Annotated in this window: 13 protein-coding genes, 1 tRNA gene and 1 pseudogene; 8 read left to right on the forward strand and 7 right to left on the reverse strand. The window is 35.7% G+C overall.

Annotation, left to right across the window (positions count from 1 at the left end; all coding sequences use genetic code 11):
* Positions 1-43: 43 nt before the first annotated feature.
* Positions 44-405 (forward strand): annotated as a pseudogene (locus tag OPR28_RS07065) (transposase); the annotation flags it as partial.
* Positions 406-462: 57 nt separating this feature from the next.
* Here OPR28_RS07065 and OPR28_RS00440 read toward each other — a convergent pair.
* The 3 genes from OPR28_RS00440 to dnaG form a co-directional block, all read right to left on the reverse strand.
* On the reverse strand, positions 463-1,545 hold the full coding sequence (locus OPR28_RS00440) for an efflux RND transporter periplasmic adaptor subunit (protein WP_253303489.1): 1,083 nt from the start codon (positions 1,543-1,545) through the stop codon (positions 463-465).
* A 201-nt stretch (positions 1,546-1,746) separates the two neighbouring features.
* Entirely contained in the window at positions 1,747-2,829 is a 1,083-nt protein-coding gene (locus tag OPR28_RS00445; RefSeq protein ID WP_265023256.1) for a Fic family protein, read from the reverse strand.
* A gap of 237 nt (positions 2,830-3,066) precedes the next feature.
* The gene (gene dnaG / locus OPR28_RS00450; RefSeq protein ID WP_265023257.1) at positions 3,067-4,806 is read right to left on the reverse strand and encodes a DNA primase; all 1,740 of its coding nucleotides are present in this window, start codon (positions 4,804-4,806) and stop codon (positions 3,067-3,069) included.
* A 136-nt stretch (positions 4,807-4,942) separates the two neighbouring features.
* On the opposite strand from dnaG, the gene ubiG reads away from it, so the two are divergent.
* Positions 4,943-6,115: a bifunctional 2-polyprenyl-6-hydroxyphenol methylase/3-demethylubiquinol 3-O-methyltransferase UbiG gene (gene ubiG, locus OPR28_RS00455; RefSeq protein WP_265023258.1), complete on the forward strand. Its 1,173-nt coding sequence runs from the start codon at positions 4,943-4,945 to the stop codon at positions 6,113-6,115.
* Positions 6,116-6,175: 60 nt separating this feature from the next.
* Here the strand turns inward: ubiG and OPR28_RS00460 are convergent, their stop codons facing one another.
* Entirely contained in the window at positions 6,176-6,646 is a 471-nt protein-coding gene (locus OPR28_RS00460) for a TrbC/VirB2 family protein (RefSeq protein WP_265023259.1), read from the reverse strand.
* 139 nt (positions 6,647-6,785) lie between these two features.
* Here OPR28_RS00460 and metG point away from each other — a divergent pair, with 139 nt between their 5' ends.
* The gene (gene metG, locus OPR28_RS00465) at positions 6,786-8,423 is read left to right on the forward strand and encodes a methionine--tRNA ligase (RefSeq protein WP_265023260.1); all 1,638 of its coding nucleotides are present in this window, start codon (positions 6,786-6,788) and stop codon (positions 8,421-8,423) included.
* 73 nt (positions 8,424-8,496) lie between these two features.
* Here metG and OPR28_RS00470 read toward each other — a convergent pair whose 3' ends face one another.
* The gene (locus tag OPR28_RS00470; protein WP_265023261.1) at positions 8,497-9,687 is read right to left on the reverse strand and encodes a hypothetical protein; all 1,191 of its coding nucleotides are present in this window, start codon (positions 9,685-9,687) and stop codon (positions 8,497-8,499) included.
* Between the two features lie 87 nt (positions 9,688-9,774).
* The gene (locus OPR28_RS00475) at positions 9,775-11,226 is read right to left on the reverse strand and encodes a replicative DNA helicase (RefSeq protein ID WP_265023262.1); all 1,452 of its coding nucleotides are present in this window, start codon (positions 11,224-11,226) and stop codon (positions 9,775-9,777) included.
* A 114-nt stretch (positions 11,227-11,340) separates the two neighbouring features.
* Between OPR28_RS00475 and OPR28_RS00480 the strand changes: the two genes are divergently transcribed.
* From OPR28_RS00480 to radC, 4 genes are all read left to right on the forward strand, one after another.
* Positions 11,341-11,423 (forward strand) — tRNA-Leu (locus OPR28_RS00480).
* Positions 11,424-11,447: 24 nt separating this feature from the next.
* On the forward strand, positions 11,448-12,044 hold the full coding sequence (locus tag OPR28_RS00485; RefSeq protein WP_265023745.1) for an RDD family protein: 597 nt from the start codon (positions 11,448-11,450) through the stop codon (positions 12,042-12,044).
* 142 nt (positions 12,045-12,186) lie between these two features.
* A complete protein-coding gene (locus tag OPR28_RS00490; protein WP_041573522.1) occupies positions 12,187-12,417 on the forward strand; it encodes a hypothetical protein in 231 nt (76 codons plus the stop codon).
* Positions 12,392-13,066: a RadC family protein gene (gene radC / locus OPR28_RS00495; RefSeq protein ID WP_010962534.1), complete on the forward strand. Its 675-nt coding sequence runs from the start codon at positions 12,392-12,394 to the stop codon at positions 13,064-13,066. Before OPR28_RS00490 ends, radC begins: the two co-directional genes overlap by 26 nt.
* A 740-nt stretch (positions 13,067-13,806) precedes the next feature.
* Here radC and OPR28_RS00500 read toward each other — a convergent pair.
* On the reverse strand, positions 13,807-17,148 hold the full coding sequence (locus OPR28_RS00500; RefSeq protein WP_265023263.1) for a UvrD-helicase domain-containing protein: 3,342 nt from the start codon (positions 17,146-17,148) through the stop codon (positions 13,807-13,809).
* Positions 17,149-17,229: 81 nt separating this feature from the next.
* Here OPR28_RS00500 and OPR28_RS00505 point away from each other — a divergent pair, with 81 nt between their 5' ends.
* A complete protein-coding gene (locus OPR28_RS00505) occupies positions 17,230-18,096 on the forward strand; it encodes a 4-(cytidine 5'-diphospho)-2-C-methyl-D-erythritol kinase (protein ID WP_265023264.1) in 867 nt (288 codons plus the stop codon).
* The last annotated feature ends 1 nt before the right edge of the window (position 18,097 follow it).

Raw genomic sequence — 18,097 nt, forward strand, 5'->3', positions numbered from 1 at the left:
ACCCCACTACCATAAATCCATATCTTACCTTATTTGGATTATTATGAGAAGAGCTATAAATAAACAATTGGTTATGAACTCTTTATTAATGGCCATTAATAGGCGTAAACCTGTTAAAAATCTACTGCTGCACAGTGACCAAGGTTCACAATATACTGCGCAAGGGTATCAATATCTCTTAGCTGTAAAGAATATAGATGAGTAATAAAGGCTGTTGTTACGATAATTCTGTTGCAGAAAGCTTCTTTAGCTCATTGAAAAGAGAAATACTTATTGATACTTCACAACACTCTGCTCAACAAACTAGAACTGCAATATTTGAATACATAGAAATTTTTTATAACAAACAACGTCACTATTAACTATTGCATTCCAGAACAATTTGATGCATCATTCTTTTTGTAAAAAACATTCCACACTTTCTCTCCACTTTTTCTGGGTAAGGTCAAAGGATCTTATGTCTTAAACCTTATCACCAGGCTTAACAAATAGGTGGCCCAATACTATTAACTTTATGGGTTTACCTTCGTTATTTGCTACTATCCAAACCCCATCGCTCTCATGATCAACAATTTCTATTGGTGCAAATACTACATAATTATTATCATCAACAATCTTTATTCCAAGAGCACCTTCGTCACTTAAGCTCAGGGCTGAAGAAGGAACTTTATATGCAAATCTTTCGCCTGAAGGTAGCCTTACGTTGGCAGTTAGTCCCTGCAAGGATATCATTTTATTATTAGTTACCTTTACTTCTACCCTATAAGACCCAGTTTTAGGCTCAGCAATTTTACTAATAAAACTTACTTCACCTGCCAATTCTTTTCCGTCCAGCAAATTAATTTGAGCTGTGCTGCCTAGCTCTATTTTATTTACTTCATTTTCCGAAACGTATAACACTACAAGAATTTGATCGAAATTAACCACGTCAGCTATTTTTTGCCCAGCATTAACAAAATCCCCTTCGTTTGCATTGATTTTATCAATATAACCATCTATAGGAGATGTGACTGCAGTATTTTCTAAATCCAATTCTAGCCTTTTTAGGTCAGCTTTTGCACTTTGTAACGCAGTAAAAGCTGCTTCTACTTGTATTTGTGCCCCATAGCCTTTTTTATTCAGTTTGTGAGAGGAATCATACTCAATTTCACGCTGCTTTAATAAAGCTTTGGCTTTCTGAGCTTGCTCAATCCTGTCATAATCTTCTATCTTTAACACTACATCATCTCTTTTTACCTTTTCACCATCAGGTAAATAAATAGCAATAATCTTACCACTTATTTTTGAGACAAGGCTAGCTCTATGTAAGGGATTTACTGTACCAGAAAAATTTAAATATATAGTGCGGTTTTGCGGCGCACATTCTTGAGTTTTTACTGAAAAGCTACTAGTTGCATTATCGCTATGAACCGCCTGATCTTTTTTTAAAAATGCACTGCTGATAAAAAACAGTAGAATAAAAGCAATACTGGAAATGATGATTACTTTGTTTCTCACCTTTAAACAATAGAATTTGTTGACCAATCTTGTTAGAAACAACTGCATAAATTTTCGAATCAGAAATGTAAGTATAATACATGTACCATTGTCACTCCATAAATAGTTTTATATGAGAACAAACACAAGATTTTCCTACAATAAGTAAGTTTTTTATTGCTAAAATGCAATTTTTAATCGAATAAAATTGCAAACAAAGTTGTGCATAAGACTGGATTTAAAAAAATCTTGAAAAACATACTAAAACTTTTAAATAATAACTTTATATCTAGTGGCTTTGCCTTCTCCAAGACGCTGTAAGTATTTCATCCCTAGCAGTTTCTTTGTAATTGCCTCTACTGTTCTTGGAGGAAATCCTAGAGCTTCTATAGCATCTTTTCTACTAAATTCTTTATCTGCAAGGCTAAGTGCCCATTCCCAGAAGAACAATTGTTTTCTTGATAATAAATATTCAGTATTCTCCCTCTCAAGAATATAATGCGCCTCATTTGCTTGCGTTTTGAGTACATTAAGAAAAAATATTAACCACGGGGAAATATCTTCTTTGCCACTTTTCCAGCTACTTTGTGTTTTATTAAGCGCTAAATAGTAATCAAGTTTGTTAGTTTCAATTATCTTTTCATGTGATACAATAGATACAAAATCATAACCCTGCTGCAACAGCATTAAATTAGTCATCAATCTACTAGTTCTGCCATTCCCATCTTGAAAAGGGTGTATTGCCAGATACTCAAAAACAAAGTTAGCAACAATAATAAGAGGATGCTTAAATTTATTATTTAAGGACCAGTGATACCAATCAATAAGCTCTTGTACTTCCTTTCTAACAAGGTAAGGTGGTGTGGGATCAAAAATTATACCAACAACTTTTCCATTCTGATCTTTTGCCTCAACTCTATTAGAACTTGCTTTGTATTTTCCTCTATGATGCAAATCTTTTTCACTATAAAGTAGCATCTGGTTGTTAATGTGCAATATTGATGACTCACTAATTGGAATATCCATATAATCATGAAATATTAGTTTAAGCATTTCTAAGTAGCCAGCAATTTCTTGCTCATCTCTATTTTTAAATTTTTTGACACGTAGGTTTTTATATAGATCCTCAACTTCTTTATCGGTTAGACGATTTCCTTCAATACGGTTAGAAGCGCCAGAAGATGTAACAATAACTGAATGAGTTAATCTTTCAATTGTTTGTGGTAGTAGTTTTTTCGTTATCTGCCAGCTATTTTTAACACTATCAACTGCAGTAATTAACTCGTACACTTGCTCAATTACAGGCCCTTCTAGGTTGAGACGTGTACTAAGACGAAAATTCTTCCAGTTCATATTCTTCTCACATGCATATTATGTGAGATAATGTGAGATAATGTGATAAAAGTCAATAGTAAGCTTTATATGCATAGCAGAGCTAACTACAAAAATTATACATTTTCAAGTGATCCTAACCATATCAAAAACTACAGGGCAAAGCTGTTGGAGGAAGGCTTAATTAGTTAAAAATTTCAATCTTATGTAAAATATTGTCTTATTTTGTAATTTTCTTGTTGACTAACGAGACGGTATCTACTTTTCAATAAACTCCATTTGCATTTCTTGTATACTGCTTTCTATTTGCTTTATTTGTTCTATCAACCTTTCTTCTAAGTCAAGATTACCGCTCAGCCTCGCTTCGGTTCTTTCTTTTCGTAATGCATTTAACTCTTTTAGTAACACTATATTATTCCACACAATTTCTGCAGATTTTCTCTCGTTTAGTTGGCTATTTAGTACACTAGTTTTTTCAAATACATACTTTATAACGTTAAACTGTTTTAATTCTTGCTCTTTATCGAGTTTGCTTTTGTTACTTATTACATCAATTATACGCTGTTGTAATCTTTTCATCTCATTAGTAAATTCAAAATGAGAAAATTGCTCAAAAAATATAGGACGGTTCAAGATTTCAGGAAATTCTACGGCTATACGCAAAATTACGGCCTGATTTTGCTCTGCTTCAATTAGCTCTGGAGATTTGTTATGAAGATACTCACCTTTTGTTGCTCTAGTTTTACTATTAAAAATCTGTTTTTTGAAGCTACTTCTTAGTTCACTAGCCTTATTGTAAAAATAATCTCTGTAATACCTTCTAATACTGCTGTTGCTAATAGTATTTACATATTCCATGAACTTGTGCTCAAGAATTGAATATTTTTCCGGAGCAAGTTTTTCATAATTTTGCAAATTGCTATCGATTATGTGATGCCATAAATATTCAGAATGCAGTTTTGTTGAATGGTCAAGAGCAGTCAATACGTCTTCTTTCTTGTATTCCAGTTCGTTACATATATCGTATGGATCTTTATTACTCGGCAAAGTCACAAACTTTAACGTGTATCCAGGCTCTAATATTTGCAGAGCAAGTTCTGCAACTCGAGTAGCAGCATGACGTCCAGCACTATCGCCATCCATACAGATGGAGATTTCTTTAGCAAATCTCCATAGATTTTTTATCTGTTCTGCAGAAATTGCAGTACCAAGCGGAGCAACTGTATTGCTAATTTCCGCTTGATGTAGTGCTATCACGTCCATATATCCTTCAACAACAAATATGTGCTGTTTTTTACGTATTTCGCTTAAAGCAAAGTTTAATCCGTATAAATTCTCTCTCTTCTTGAAGAGCTGACTCTCTGGGCTATTTAAATATTTCGGCTGTTGCTCAGAACTTAGCGCACGTCCGCCAAAACCAATAACTCTTCCTGCAATGCTCTGTATAGGAAATATCAGCCGGTCATAAAAATAATCACGAAAATTTTTGTTTACTAATCCAATATCAATTAAAATTTTGTCTTCAATACCTGAAGAGTTTAAATACTCTTTCAAACCAGAGCTTGGTGCATAACCTATCTTAAATTTATCTATGATTTTAGGTAAAATCTTACGCTGCTTTAAATAATCTACAACACCTTGATTTTTTTGTGCAAACCAATTTGCAGCTAAATCAAGCGCTAAAAATAGTTTATTGTCCTCTTTTGTAATACTAAGACTTTTGGGCAGTTCAACACCTGTAACCGATGCTAATTTTTCCAATGCTTCTTTAAAGCTTAATCCTTCAGTTTGTGAAATAAATTCAAATGCATCACCACTAGCTAAGCAACCAAAACAGTAATATAACCCCTTAGTATTGCTCACCGAAAAAGATGGGGTTTTTTCGTTATGAAATGGACAGAGCCCAACAAAACTATCTCCTCTTTTTATTAATCTGACTTTTTTACCTACTATGTCGGATAATAATAATTTTGATTTTATAATATCTATATGATCCATCTTGTTAAATTAGTAGTAGGATAAAAATTATATAGAATTTATACACATCTGACTCGAAATTTATTTTGAGCTTTCAAAAGGTACTGAATGACTTGACAGAAAGTTCAAACCCATATAAAATGTCCTTATTTCTTATATGTTAGATGTAGTATCAATTGCCTCAGATCATGCTGGTTATGAATTAAAATCAGAAATAAAACCTTACCTGGAAGCCCTAGGTTACAGAGTAGTAGATCAAGGCTGCACTGCTAAGCAAAAGTGTGTAGATTACCCAAACTATGCTGTTAAAGTTGTAGAAGATATAACAAGCAAAAAAGCAAATTATGGGATATTAATTTGTGGTACAGGTTTGGGCATGAGTACTGTGGCAAATCGTTTTGAAGGAATCTACGCTGCTTTGTGTAATAGTGTTGAAATCGCAAAATTAGCTCGCGAGCATGGCAACGCAAATGTACTGTGTCTTGGTGCAGGATTTACTGCGAGTGGATTAGCAAAAGACATAGTCAAACAATTCCTCGAAACAGAATTTTCAAAAGAAAGCAGACATAAAAAACGCCTTGATAAACTCAGCAATATAACCTCTAAGAAAAAAAAAACAAAAACTTATAACGAAGATGAAATATCAAAATTCGCTAAAATGGCAGGCCAGTGGTGGGATGAGAACGGCAAATTCAAACCATTGCACATGATGAATCCTGTTAGAGTATCTTACATTATTGAGAAAATAAAAGAGTTAAAAAAATGCAATTTAAAAGAATTATCATTGCTTGATGTCGGGTGTGGTGGTGGCATTTTGTCAGAGTCAATGGCACGCGTTGGCATTAACGTTGTGGGAATAGATGTATGTGAAGAAAACATAAAAGTAGCGCATTCACATGCGAAAAAAGTAGGGTTAAATATAGAATATATACACACCAGCATTGAAGAGCTAAGCAATGACAAGAAGTACGACGTGGTTCTGTTGATGGAAGTAGTTGAACATGTGGATAATTTAGAGCTTTTCATGAAAAAAGCGATAGAACTGCTAAAACCGGAGGGGTTAATCTTTATATCCACAATAAATAGAACTATTCAATCCTTTTGTCTTGCAATAATTGGTGCAGAGTACATATTAAATTGGCTGCCAAAAGGTACACATAACTGGAATAAATTTCTCAAGCCGTCAGAAATTGCAAATCACTTAAGAGAAAATAATGTAACGCTGCAAAACATGGCTGGTATGGAGTACAACGTAATAAAGCGTGAGTGGAATCTAACTAAAGGCGTGGATGTTAATTATATACTTTGTGGGGAACTCTGTTGTAAATAGTCAGATTCAGTGCATAGTAGATCTTTAATATAACAATGTTTTTTTATATAAAGTACTACTTCATTGCCACACTTTTGAAGGATTATTAGTACGACCTCCTTGATTAGTGATCATAGAGCCAGGAGGGCAACAAACATATTGTCCCTTATTATGTTTGTCAGGAGATATACCACACTGTTTACCCACAAGTTCATGCCCAGTAGCAGCAACACACTTTCCATTCTCCAAGGTTTGACCTTTAAAAAGACAACAAACTTCTTTTTCTGTTACCTTTGTTACAATTTGAGGAGCACCAAAAAACACAGCAACAAACATACCCAGTGCGAAAAGTGCAGGCCAAGGCATTCTGCCAAATATTGCAAGTAAGCTTGAACCAATTATTACCACTGTAATCATTGGTCCACCTATTCCATGAACGTAACCTATTACATTACACATTACATCTGTTGCTCCATCAGCGTGTGCATCAAATGCATAGAAAACTATAAATAGAATTACAAGAAAATTTCTCATTGTTCTTTCAATAATCATGCCTGATTGTTTCTTATTTTAATAAAATTTCAGTAAATAGCTTTTTTCAAAAATTATGCTTAACCCAATCAATATTTATTTATTACTGCCTTTTTAATACTATAATTAACTCAGTTGATTTTTATCAAAATGCTAAACCATGGAACAATTCGAGAACTTTTACATCACCACGCCAGTATATTACGTAAACGATAAGCCGCATATTGGTCATGCATACACTTCTCTCTTGTGTGACGTGGTGGCAAGGTTCATGAAACTAGCTGGGAAAAATGTCAAATTTACCACCGGTACAGATGAACATGGACAAAAAATAGAAAAAGCAGCTAAAGCAAAGGAAATGCAGCCAAAAGAATTTACAGATGAAGTGAGCGTTTCATTTAAAGAATTGGCTAAGTTCATGAATTTTGAGTATGACGATTTTATTCGCACTACGGAGGAACGTCACAAAAAAGCAGTTATAGCTTTATGGAATAGACTTGAAGAGAGAGGGCAAATATATTTGGATTCCTATTCGGGTTGGTATTCAGTTCGTGATGAAGCATTTTATCAGGAATCAGAGCTGATAGATGGCAAAGCACCAATAGGCGCAGAAGTTCAGTGGATAAAAGAAGAGAGCTACTTTTTTCGCTTGTCAAACTGGCAAGACAAATTACTGGAACTCTATAAAAATCAGCCAAGTTTTATCTTTCCTGAGAGCAGAAGAAATGAAGTGATATCGTTTGTAAGATCAGGGCTCATTGACCTCTCAATCTCTCGCACTAGTTTTAACTGGGGAATAAAAGTACCAGGTAATGACAAACACGTAATCTATGTCTGGATAGATGCATTAACCAATTATCTTACATCAATAGGTTTCCCTAGTACTGAAGGTGAGGAATATAAGAGGTTTTGGGCAGAACCAGAAACACAGATTCCAGTGTCAAGCACTGGAATGACACCAAACCAAGGGAAAACGCAGATTCCAGTGTCAAGCGCTGCAAACCTAGCTGACAACTCTTTCAACGTTCATGTAATCGGTAAAGACATATTGCGCTTTCATGCTGTATATTGGCCAGCGATTCTCCTTGCAGCAGACCTGCCACTGCCAAAACAAATTGCAGTTCATGGTTGGTGGTTGAGCGAGGGAGAGAAAATATCCAAGTCCCTTGGTAATGTCATAGATCCAATTGGCCTCGCTCAAGAGTTTGGTGTTGATCAGCTACGCTATTTTCTCCTCAGGGAAGCAAGCTTCGGCCAAGATGGCAACTTTAGTAAGAAAAATATGATCAGCCGGATAAATTCAGAACTGGCAAACAACATAGGCAATTTAGTACAAAGAACAATTTCATTTTTACACAAGCAATGTTCTGGAATTGTACCAACAATCGATCAAAGCCTACTTAAAGGTGAAGAAAGTCTTCCAGGTTGCAAAGCTATACTCGATCAAGTGATGAATCACCTATCAAAGTATGAATTTAACCATATCATACTTCTAATCATCAACATCTCTTCTGAAGCAAATGCCTACATAGACAAAAGTGCACCCTGGACACTAAGCAAAACTGACAGAGAGCGCATGAATTTAGTAATTTACAAGTTACTGGAATATATCAGGATAATAGGCATTTTATTGCAGCCAATCGTTCCCAAGTCAGCAGAGATGATACTAAATCAACTGCAAATTCCGAAAGAACAACGAGATTTAAAATCTCTGTGCAACGCATGCGTAAGCTTAGGCATTACGCTGCCTAAACCTACGCCGGTTTTTTTGAGGGTTGATGCTAAAGAGGAGAAATAGTGTAAAAACTATTTCTCCTGGATGGGATTATCTTTAGTTAACAACGGTGCACACTGCTGTCTACATATTCAAGTTAGGTGGCAAGTGCCTTAGTTACTTTAGCAAAATATGGTTTAGTAACATCAGCATCTATCACTACTACTTCAGTCATTGCCGACTTAACCTTTCCTAGGCTCCATGCAAACCAGCCTTGACCATTTTCTTCTTTAGTTGGCTGACTTTCTGGGCTAGAAATCTCAGTACCTTTTTCATCACCAGATTCTGCATCATAAAATACATCCTGATCCTCAGAAAGACTCATTAAATAACTTTTAGCAGCATCAACATTTAAATGATCAGGTTGCTTAGGAACGTTATCAATATTTAAATAATCCAAACTATTAGCTCGTTGCTTTTGCTCACTGGAAGAAACTGCAAGATCTAAGTAATCCAAACGAGTTAGTTCTCGCATGCTAAGTTCAGACCCATCTTCTGCATAACGCTTAAACTGTTCTGCCAGACTAGAAACCTTAGTACCATAAATCCTACTGTACAAGCTGCTTCCAACGCTGTTAAGTGCTCCTCTTACAGATGCAATTGACGCATCATAAGTATTTTTCAAGCCACCTCCAATACCACTAAGTGTTCCTTTTGTAGACTCAGTTGATGGCACATAATTATCGTAAGCATATTTGCCAGAATACAAGACACCATTAACTGCTTCTTTTGCAAACCAAACAGCGCTATTAACTGTTCCTTTTGCAAGCTGAACAGTGCCATCAGCAATTGCCACTTTTAATTTGTCTTCTTCTATCTTTTTATTTTTTTCAGCTAGTTGAGTTTTTTGCTCAGAACTTTTCTGCTTTTGAGTGCGTACTTGATCTTTTAACTTAGAATTTTCTTCCTCTTGAGCTTCTACTTTATTTTTTAACTTAGAATTTTCTTCCTCTTTAGCTTTTACTTCCGCTTCTTTTTTAGCTAGTTGAGTTTTTTGCCCAGAAATTGTTTGCTCTTGAGCTTTCATTTTATTTTTTAACTCAGAATTTGTTTTGTTCTCACTAATTGCTTTATACGAAAGTGCAATAGTTACAACAGAAAACACAGCATAACCAATAATAAATGGCAGGCCAACACTTAATGCTGCAATTGGAGCTAAGAAACCAATATAAGGAGCTGCAGCAAACACTCCAGATGCTAATAAAGTGAAAGTAGCCAGAGTTCCAGCTATATAATAGGGTACATTGTTTTTATTCATCATCTCACGTATTATAAAATATAATACCATTATAAAAGGATTTTTAAGAAGTTGTCAAGCTATCTTTACATAAAAAAAATAATTGATAAACTTGGGAACAAGAAGATTGCTGCCAAGCTATGAACTATGCCTTTCCGTGTAATCTTTAAATGCACCTCTGTTAGAGTCAAAATATAGCTTCACACTGCCAATTGGTCCATTTCTCTGCTTTGCAATAATGAGCTCTGCAATGTTTCTAATTTTTTCCATTTTCTCTTGCCATTCCCGATGTTTATTGTTTCCTTCATTTGGCTGTTTTCTTAGTTCATAATACTCTTCTCTATAGAGAAACATTACTATATCTGCGTCTTGCTCTATGCTCCCTGAATCACGTAAATCAGAAAGTTGTGGTTTTTTATCATCCCTCTGCTCAACAGAACGAGAGAGCTGAGATAGTGCAACAATGGGAATATTTAGCTCCTTTGCAATTGCTTTCAAACCCTGCGTCACTTCCGATATTTCTTGCACTCTATTTTCATTACTCCTTTTTGTTGTTCCTCTGATTAGCTGCAAATAATCAATGAATACCACTTCTACATTATATAATTGATACAGCAAGCGTATTCTGGTGCGAAGGGCACTAATTGATAGCGCAGGGGTGTCATCTATGATGAAAGGCAGTTCAGATAATTCTGTACTAGTATTGATAAATTCATGCAATTCAAAATCACTAATTCTCCCGGTTAATGCCTTATAATAACTAATCCCTGAATCTATAGTGATCAGCCTTGCAGTTAATTGCTCTGCTGACATTTCAAGCGAGAAAAACGCTACATAGTGTTGCTTATCTGCTCTTTTTTGCAACATCTTACAAGCATTAAGTGCGATGTTTAGCGCCAATGCTGTTTTTCCCATAGAAGGCCTTGCAGCTAAAATTAATAAATCAGATTTTTGTAGACCACCAAGAAGCTGATTTAGATCTTGAAGTCCGGTTGTAACGCCTAGCGCTTCTGGATTATTTTTCAGTGTGCTGATCTTCTCAACTACATCTTTAATTGAACTTGCAAGTTTTATATATGTTTTCTCACCTTGTTTTTTTACTGCCAAATTGAACAATTTTGTCATTGCTTGTTCAATTTGCGCCTGTGCAGGATTTTCAATATCGTAGTTGTAGCTATCACCAACTATTTCTTGCCCGAGCTTAATTAAACATCTCCTTAAGTAAGTATCACGGATTATTCTAGTCAAACTATAGATATCAAGCGCAATACTTGCCTTCGCTGCAAGCTTTGCTAAGTACTCTACCCCACCACATTCGGTAAACGCTTGGTCGTTCTCAAAAAACATTTTGAGGCTCAGTTCATTGGCAATTATGCCATGTTTCCTGGTTTTGGATATTTGCGTAAAAATACTTTGATGTAATGGATCATAGAAATTCTCCGCTGTGATTGTGTCTTCAACCGCATCACAGATTCTATTATCACGAATCATTGCACCAATAAGCATCTGTTCAGCTTCTAGATTATGCGGTAATTTACATATTTCCTTGTCTACACTTCTTGAACCCAAGAGACTAGCTAATTCATTCATTTTAAGTTTTGAGAGTAACTGTTGATTATTGTAGAATATTTAGTCCTCATTTGAAAGATGTAAAGGCAAAAAAATTTGACTAATTCCGTGTTGCCTATAGCATTAAAACTTAATGCCCCTGTGGTGGAATGGTAGACACGGCAGACTCAAAATCTGTTGCTTGCAAAAGCATGCTGGTTCAAGTCCGGCCAGGGGCACGTTAAATATTGGAAAGTGTATATATGTTACATAAATTTTTTGATCGTTTATTTTCTATTTTTTCTTCTATAAATGTTATTCAAAAGGTAAAGAAAGATGAAAATGGGATATGTTATGTAACGGGCCTCAGGCGCTATATATCAGTATTGCTTGATTTAATTATTATCGTTTTGTTCTTGCAGTTTTGCAGCCAAGCCTTAAATCAGCTCTTTATGAACTCAGAGGATAGCAAAATATTAAGTCAAATTGCTGCAAAATCCCCAATGCAAGCACCACTGTCTGCGGAAGAAAAGACAACGCAGAGTAGACTTATAAAATTACTAATCCTAAATCAAATAGTCCAGTTTATTATGCTCTTTTGCTATGTAATATATATGTGGGTAAGGTTTGCTGCTACACCTGGAAAACTATTATTTGGGCTTAGAGTTGTGGATGCACAAACTTTCGAAAAGATGACCCTAAAACAAGCAACAAAGAGATTTTTTTCCTTTATATTGTCAGTTGCACCATTGTTCTTGGGCTTTTTATGGTCAAATTTCAACAAACGCTGTCAAACTTGGCACGATAAGATCGCAGGCACAGTGGTTGTCACGAGTAAAAGCCTTAGAAGGCAGAGCTAAAAACTACTTGACACCCTTCGCCAGCCCCTTTATCATGATACTGAAGGTATTCATTTATCTTCAATCTGTGCAGATTAAACGACAACAGTATTACGTATTGGCGTCTTATTTTTAATTTTTTGCACTATGTGCACGCACTGGGATGACACCTCTGGGCACTGCCGTCGTAAAGGAACCAGTGTCAGCTACTCGGATGACAAAGGAGGACAGTGTCTCAGCTACTTTCATGACACCATTTGCTGTCTTTAAAAATGAATGTTCTTACAATTGTGCGTCATGCGCTTTATTAAATATTTTACTTAAAAATCTAATTTCTTATTATACAAGAGATAAGCAATTCATTGATGATGAAAAATTACAAAAAGGGGCATAGAAAGCGCCTAAGAGAGAAAATTATTTTAGATAATGGACAATCATTACTTGATTATGAAGTTTTAGAGCACATTTTATATTCAGCATATAGTAGAATTGATGTAAAACCGGTGGCAAAGAGTTTGATAGAAAGTTTTGGCAGCTTAAATAAAGTTTTTAATGCTGACCTGGAAGCGCTGCAAAACGTTGATGATGTCAGCAATGCAGCGATATCTGCCATCTTTTGTGTAAAACAAGCCTTTGTTCGTTCTGCAAGAGAAGAAATAAAAAACCTGCCTGTAATCGATAACTGGGAAAAATTGCTTGATTATTTAAGAATAAGTATAGGAAGCCTCAATAAGGAAAATTTTCGCGTCATCTATATGAATAAAAAGTATCGTCTAATAGCGGAAGACCTGCAAAATATTGGTACAGTAGATCAAACTCCTCTTTATGTCAGAGAGATCATCAAGCGCGCACTTTTGATTGGTTCAACATCCATTGTAATATCTCACAATCATCCAAGCGGAGATACACAACCTTCAAATAGCGATATATCTCTCACTAGACAACTAGCAGAAGCTTGCCAAAGTATAGGAATAGAATTAATAGACCACATTATTATTACATTCAGTAGCTATTTTAGTTTCAAGGAAAATAGGTTGTTGTGAAAGCCTTTATAGCTACAGTAACTTAGATTTACCGACAATCGTCATTCCGCTACGTGTTAGCGGCTAAGAGATACCGTGACGGGATGACGTAGGGGTTGCCGAGAACTTGTCATTCCAGTGCTTGACACTGGAATCCAGTTTTCTTTACAAATTCACCAAAAGTGCTTCATTCTATAACGCAAAACCCATACTCACCAAACCCAATGCATTACTTGCAATTAAGTTTCCTGGATCCCAGTGGGCTTTGTTGCATTGCTAGCTATGATGGATTAAAGATAAAAAAGATAGGGAATATCAGTAGCTTATTATTCTGGTATTTATAACAAGAACGGTCAGTGAATACCTAAATTTGAGTAAAAGAAATTTCACTACCACTCACTAATCTGGCTAAAATTCAAGAATTTCAATGCTTTAGCTATTTTCAATAGAATTAAATTTATTAATATAAATAACAAATTACTATTCTTAAATTTGATCAGATTGATTGCAAAAAAACAAGATTTTCAATAGGTTGCTTATAATCCTAACTATAGTTAGCCTTTCATAAGTAGCGATGCAACAAAGCCATCCCAGTGTCTGGGCACTGGGATGACACCGTCATAAAGGAACCAGTGTCAGCTACTTTCATGACACCCTTCTGGTAGGCCCAAATCGCAATGTTCGTACAGTTGTGGAATCAATCGCGGGATGACGGTTCGCGGTGGTATGACGTAGTAGCTATTTCTTGCAATCAAGTTTCGTTAAAAGTCAGATTGAATGGTTAAATCTTCCACCCAAATAACCACGCACTCTACTTGCTTGTTTGGATATATTTCTTGTACTAAGGTTTTATAGATTAACATCTGTTTTTTTATTTCATTTAATAAGGAAACAGAAACGTTACGGTGTGATTTGTAGTCAATTATGATTGCTTTATCTTGCGTTATGCATAGCCTATCTAGTCGTACTAATACTGACTTGCCATCAATTGTTCCACTCAGTGTAATCTCTGATTTGCCTTCCAAGTCAAACAAATAGCCATATTTTTCATTAAAGGCTAATATTTTACTGTAAATTTCATCCTTATCTTCGCTGATGTTATCAAGGTATTTTCTGACCCAATTTTTTCTCCTTTCTTTTTCTATCTTGGGCATATACTGCAATATGCTGTGAATAATCAGGCCTCTTGCATAACCATCTGTCATCCAAGTAGCTGACACTGGGATCCATTCTGCTCCTTCTTTTTCACTGGATTCCAGCGTCACGCGCTGGGATGACACCGAAGAGTGGGCTAAAGCTGGTGGAAGGGAAATGACCGGAACGTCAAAGTAATCACGTTTTTTATAAATGTAAGGGTAGTTTGCATTCACGCATAATACTTCAACTTTTTCTTTAAATATTGGCCGTAAACCCCTTTGTTTCTTTTCATATGGTTCTCCATACTTAGTGATTAGATCATACCAAGAGCCCTTTTGCACTGGCTCTTTACTTAAGATGTATAACTCATCTTCAGCACGCGTGAGTGCTACGTATAATAAACGCAAATATTCATTATAATCCTCTAGTTTTTTCTCTCTTTTTACTTGATCGCAATAAGCGTTGTTGTTTTTTCCACACCAAAATGGTGCTTCCGTTCCATCAAAGATAATGCTTTCACTGTTTCTTGGCACTGTGTTTGTATCAACCAAAAATACTATGGGAGCTTGCAGACCTTTTGATTTATGAATTGTCATTATTCGCACAGCATTGCGTTCTGATTGCATATCATTCTTAATCTCCGGATTATTCTCCTTGATCCATTGAACAAACGCTTGAAGAGATGGGTTTTCAAATTGCAACACGAGGTTCATAAATTCGTCTAGGACCTCAAAGCACTCAAGACCTAGCCTTGCAGCAAATTTCTTCTTACCTGTACGTAATATATGCGTAAATAGTGCAAGAGGAGACTCTGTGCGAGATAAGTTAATGAGATAGTTTAATTCACTATAGATAACTACAGAATAATCCTGAATTCTTTCCCATAGTGAATGCTCTTTACGGTCGTATGCAATGTTAAATAAATCATCCTCGGTGAAATTAAATAGCGGTGATTTTAAAGCATTTGCAAGAGCTAAATCATTTGCCTGGAGGAGTAAAAATTCGGCCAAAGCTATTAAGTCCTGCACGGCTATATAGTCCATAATTCTAAAATAATCCCGGCCTACAACTGGCACATTTGCTTTTTTAAGTTCGCTTATTATGTAATCAACTAACACGTTTCGTTGTCGCACCAAAATCATAATGTCTCTTGGCTCTATATGGCGATCTTTAGCGACTAAAATCCGCCCTTCGTTTAACCAATTGTGAATTCTGTTAGCTATTGTTTGAGCAAGTAATCGATCTGCTATTGTATAACCTTCCTTGCATGTCAGAGGAATTTGTAAAGCTCGCTGTTCTTTCTCTTTACACTTTGGTAACGCTGGCCAAATTTCAATATATCCTTGGTCATTTTCTCTATGTGGAACATGTTTTATTTCATTATCATTAAAAGATATTTCTGCGCGGAAGTTATTAAATATTCTATCTACAAGCATCAAAACTTCTGGAGTTGAACGAAATGACTTTTCAAGTTGGCATGATATCCAATCTCTACCACCAGTTTTCGTATGAAAGTATTGTTGCATATAGTTGAATAGATGGGGATTTGCTCCTTGAAATCTGTATATGGATTGTTTTACGTCACCAACTACAAATAAGGTTCGCTTTTCATCATTACCGGCAAAAAATTCATCGCAGAGATTTGTTATAATTTTCCACTGGCTGATGCTATTGTCTTGTGCCTCGTCAACAAGGATGTGATCTATTTTTTGATCTAAGTTAAACAATACCCAATCTTTATGATCTGGGTCGCTGAGAAGATTTGTTGCTAAGTCAATTATATCATTGTAGTCAAGCAGTGCATTTTTTGATTTTTCACTATTATATAAATCAACATATACTTTAAATACACCAAGTAAGCTACTGGTTCTCTTGAATATTTGATAAGAGTTCATGTCTCTTATATGGGTAAATACTACATTCTGAACGCTCTCTATTATTTGCTCTGCATCTTTGAATTTCTCCAAAATACTTTTTGTTGCAATGGATGATATGCTCTTTTTTTCGTGCGATTCTGATTTGAGAAATACCTTGGCTAGGTTTTCTATTTTGGTGTCATTCCACTTTATTCCGGTGTCATCCGAGTAGCTGACACTGGTTCTTTTTTTCTGGATCCCAGCTGGGATGACAGTAGAATAAAGTATTTCACTATAACTCTGATCTCTTTTACTGCCTTCACTTAATATCTCGGCTAGTCTTCCCACGTGCTCAATTGTTTCACTCTGTAAGTCATGAATTTCATCTGGGGCGCTCAATTTATCTTTGATATATTTCGAATCATTTGCTGACATCGATCTTTTTACACATAAAGTATAAAGCAAATCGCGTAGTTTATTTTCATCAATTTCAGTTGCAATAAGGTTGATATCATCCTGCACAGTTTCGTTATGAAGCACTTTATTGAATATGATGGAATGTAATTCTTTGCATTCGCTCAGCGTGCAATTTGGAGCAATGCCAGCTTCTATAGGAAAGCTGGAGATTAATTTGTAACAGAAAGCGTGTATGGTTTGTATAGTTAGACCAAGATTTTCCAGTTCAGAGAAAAGCCTTCTTGCTCTTGTTAAGTGACGATCAAGTGCTTCATTTTTTCTGGATCCCTCCGTTATCCCAGCACTCTCCTTTGTCATCCCAGTGCTTGACACTGGGATCCATTCTTCCTTTTTTCTGGATTCCAGCGTCACGCGCTGGAATGACACCGATTCCTCACTTAAATGCAAGAGGTCTAGTTGTTCCAGATCCATTATTAATTCACTCTCTGAGCATATTGCCCACTTACTGAGTATGCTGTGAATGCGATTCTCCATTTCGTTTGCTGCAGCATTGGTGAATGTTAAGCAAAGAATATTTCTTTTGTTTTCTAATAAAAGTCTCAATACTCTGTCTATTAAGATTTTTGTTTTGCCTGTACCAGCGGACGCATTTACCCACACAGAGAAATTAGGATTTATGGCATTTGATCTCATCAGAAGTGCGAAAACCTTATAAAAGTTGACTAGAATAGCATTATACATATAATGTAAAAATAGTGTTAGTGAAGATATATAATGAAAAGTTTTTGTGTAAAGGCGCCTGCAAAAATCAATCTTTTTTTGCATGTTGTAGACAAAAAAGAAACAGGGTATCACTTGATTGAAGGTTTATTTGTCTTTGCTAATCTCTCTAATTTTTTGGAAATAAAAGTAGGTGAGAAGGATTCTAGATACGATAACTCTACAGTTGAATTTATAAACTCCGAGTCTAAAATAAATAACCAATATAACACTGTAATGAAAGCGGTTAATCTGCTGCTTAGGCATGCTCCTGTACGCACTAAAGTCACTGTAAAGGTTGTAAAAAACATACCAATTGCTGCAGGACTTGGTAGCGGATCCTCAGATGCTGGAGCTGTGGTACGTACGCTAGGGAAGCTGTGGGAGATTGATAGGACGATTTTAAATGAAATAGCCTTAAACGTTGGTGCTGATGTTCCCGCAAGCGTAGATAGCAAGCCAGTTTTTGTTAGAGGTATTGGCGAAGAATTATGCCACATTAAAAAATTCTCTTTACCTACAAATGTGGTGCTTGTGAAACCGAAAAAAAGGTTTTTGAGTACACCAGAGGTATTTTCCAAACATGAAGGAAAATTTTCTGAGCCAATTAAATGGAGCGATGACGCTGAAAAGGATTTGTTGAAGTTTCTTAAAGAGACGAGAAACGATCTTCAAGAAATAGCAATAAGCTTTGTACCTGAAATTAAGGATGTGATATCAACACTTGAGTCACAAGAAGGCTCTATACTTTCTCGCATGTCAGGCAGTGGTGTATCATGTTTTGGAATATTCGATAGTGAGGAAAATGCAAAAGCTGCTGCAGTTAATATCGGAAAAAAGCAACCAGAATGGTGGGTATGTGACACTCAATTAATAGTTTGAC

Origin of the sequence: Wolbachia endosymbiont (group A) of Epistrophe grossularia (genome assembly GCF_947251435.1) — a bacterium.
In the GTDB taxonomy this organism is placed as follows: domain Bacteria; phylum Pseudomonadota; class Alphaproteobacteria; order Rickettsiales; family Anaplasmataceae; genus Wolbachia; species Wolbachia pipientis.

Excerpts from the sequence above, each read along its gene's own strand:
- OPR28_RS00500 (WP_265023263.1), bottom strand. The coding sequence starts at position 17,148 with ATGAGATCAAATGCCATAAATCCTAATTTCTCTGTGTGGGTAAATGCG.
- OPR28_RS00490 (WP_041573522.1), top strand. The coding sequence starts at position 12,187 with ATGACACCTCTGGGCACTGCCGTCGTAAAGGAACCAGTGTCAGCTACT.
- OPR28_RS00505 (WP_265023264.1), top strand. The coding sequence starts at position 17,230 with ATGAAAAGTTTTTGTGTAAAGGCGCCTGCAAAAATCAATCTTTTTTTG.
- dnaG (WP_265023257.1), bottom strand. The coding sequence starts at position 4,806 with ATGGATCATATAGATATTATAAAATCAAAATTATTATTATCCGACATA.
- metG (WP_265023260.1), top strand. The coding sequence starts at position 6,786 with ATGGAACAATTCGAGAACTTTTACATCACCACGCCAGTATATTACGTA.
- OPR28_RS00445 (WP_265023256.1), bottom strand. The coding sequence starts at position 2,829 with ATGAACTGGAAGAATTTTCGTCTTAGTACACGTCTCAACCTAGAAGGG.
- ubiG (WP_265023258.1), top strand. The coding sequence starts at position 4,943 with ATGTTAGATGTAGTATCAATTGCCTCAGATCATGCTGGTTATGAATTA.
- OPR28_RS00440 (WP_253303489.1), bottom strand. The coding sequence starts at position 1,545 with ATGCAGTTGTTTCTAACAAGATTGGTCAACAAATTCTATTGTTTAAAG.
- OPR28_RS00475 (WP_265023262.1), bottom strand. The coding sequence starts at position 11,226 with ATGAATGAATTAGCTAGTCTCTTGGGTTCAAGAAGTGTAGACAAGGAA.
- OPR28_RS00470 (WP_265023261.1), bottom strand. The coding sequence starts at position 9,687 with ATGGTATTATATTTTATAATACGTGAGATGATGAATAAAAACAATGTA.
- radC (WP_010962534.1), top strand. The coding sequence starts at position 12,392 with ATGAAAAATTACAAAAAGGGGCATAGAAAGCGCCTAAGAGAGAAAATT.
- OPR28_RS00460 (WP_265023259.1), bottom strand. The coding sequence starts at position 6,646 with ATGATTATTGAAAGAACAATGAGAAATTTTCTTGTAATTCTATTTATA.
- OPR28_RS00485 (WP_265023745.1), top strand. The coding sequence starts at position 11,448 with ATGTTACATAAATTTTTTGATCGTTTATTTTCTATTTTTTCTTCTATA.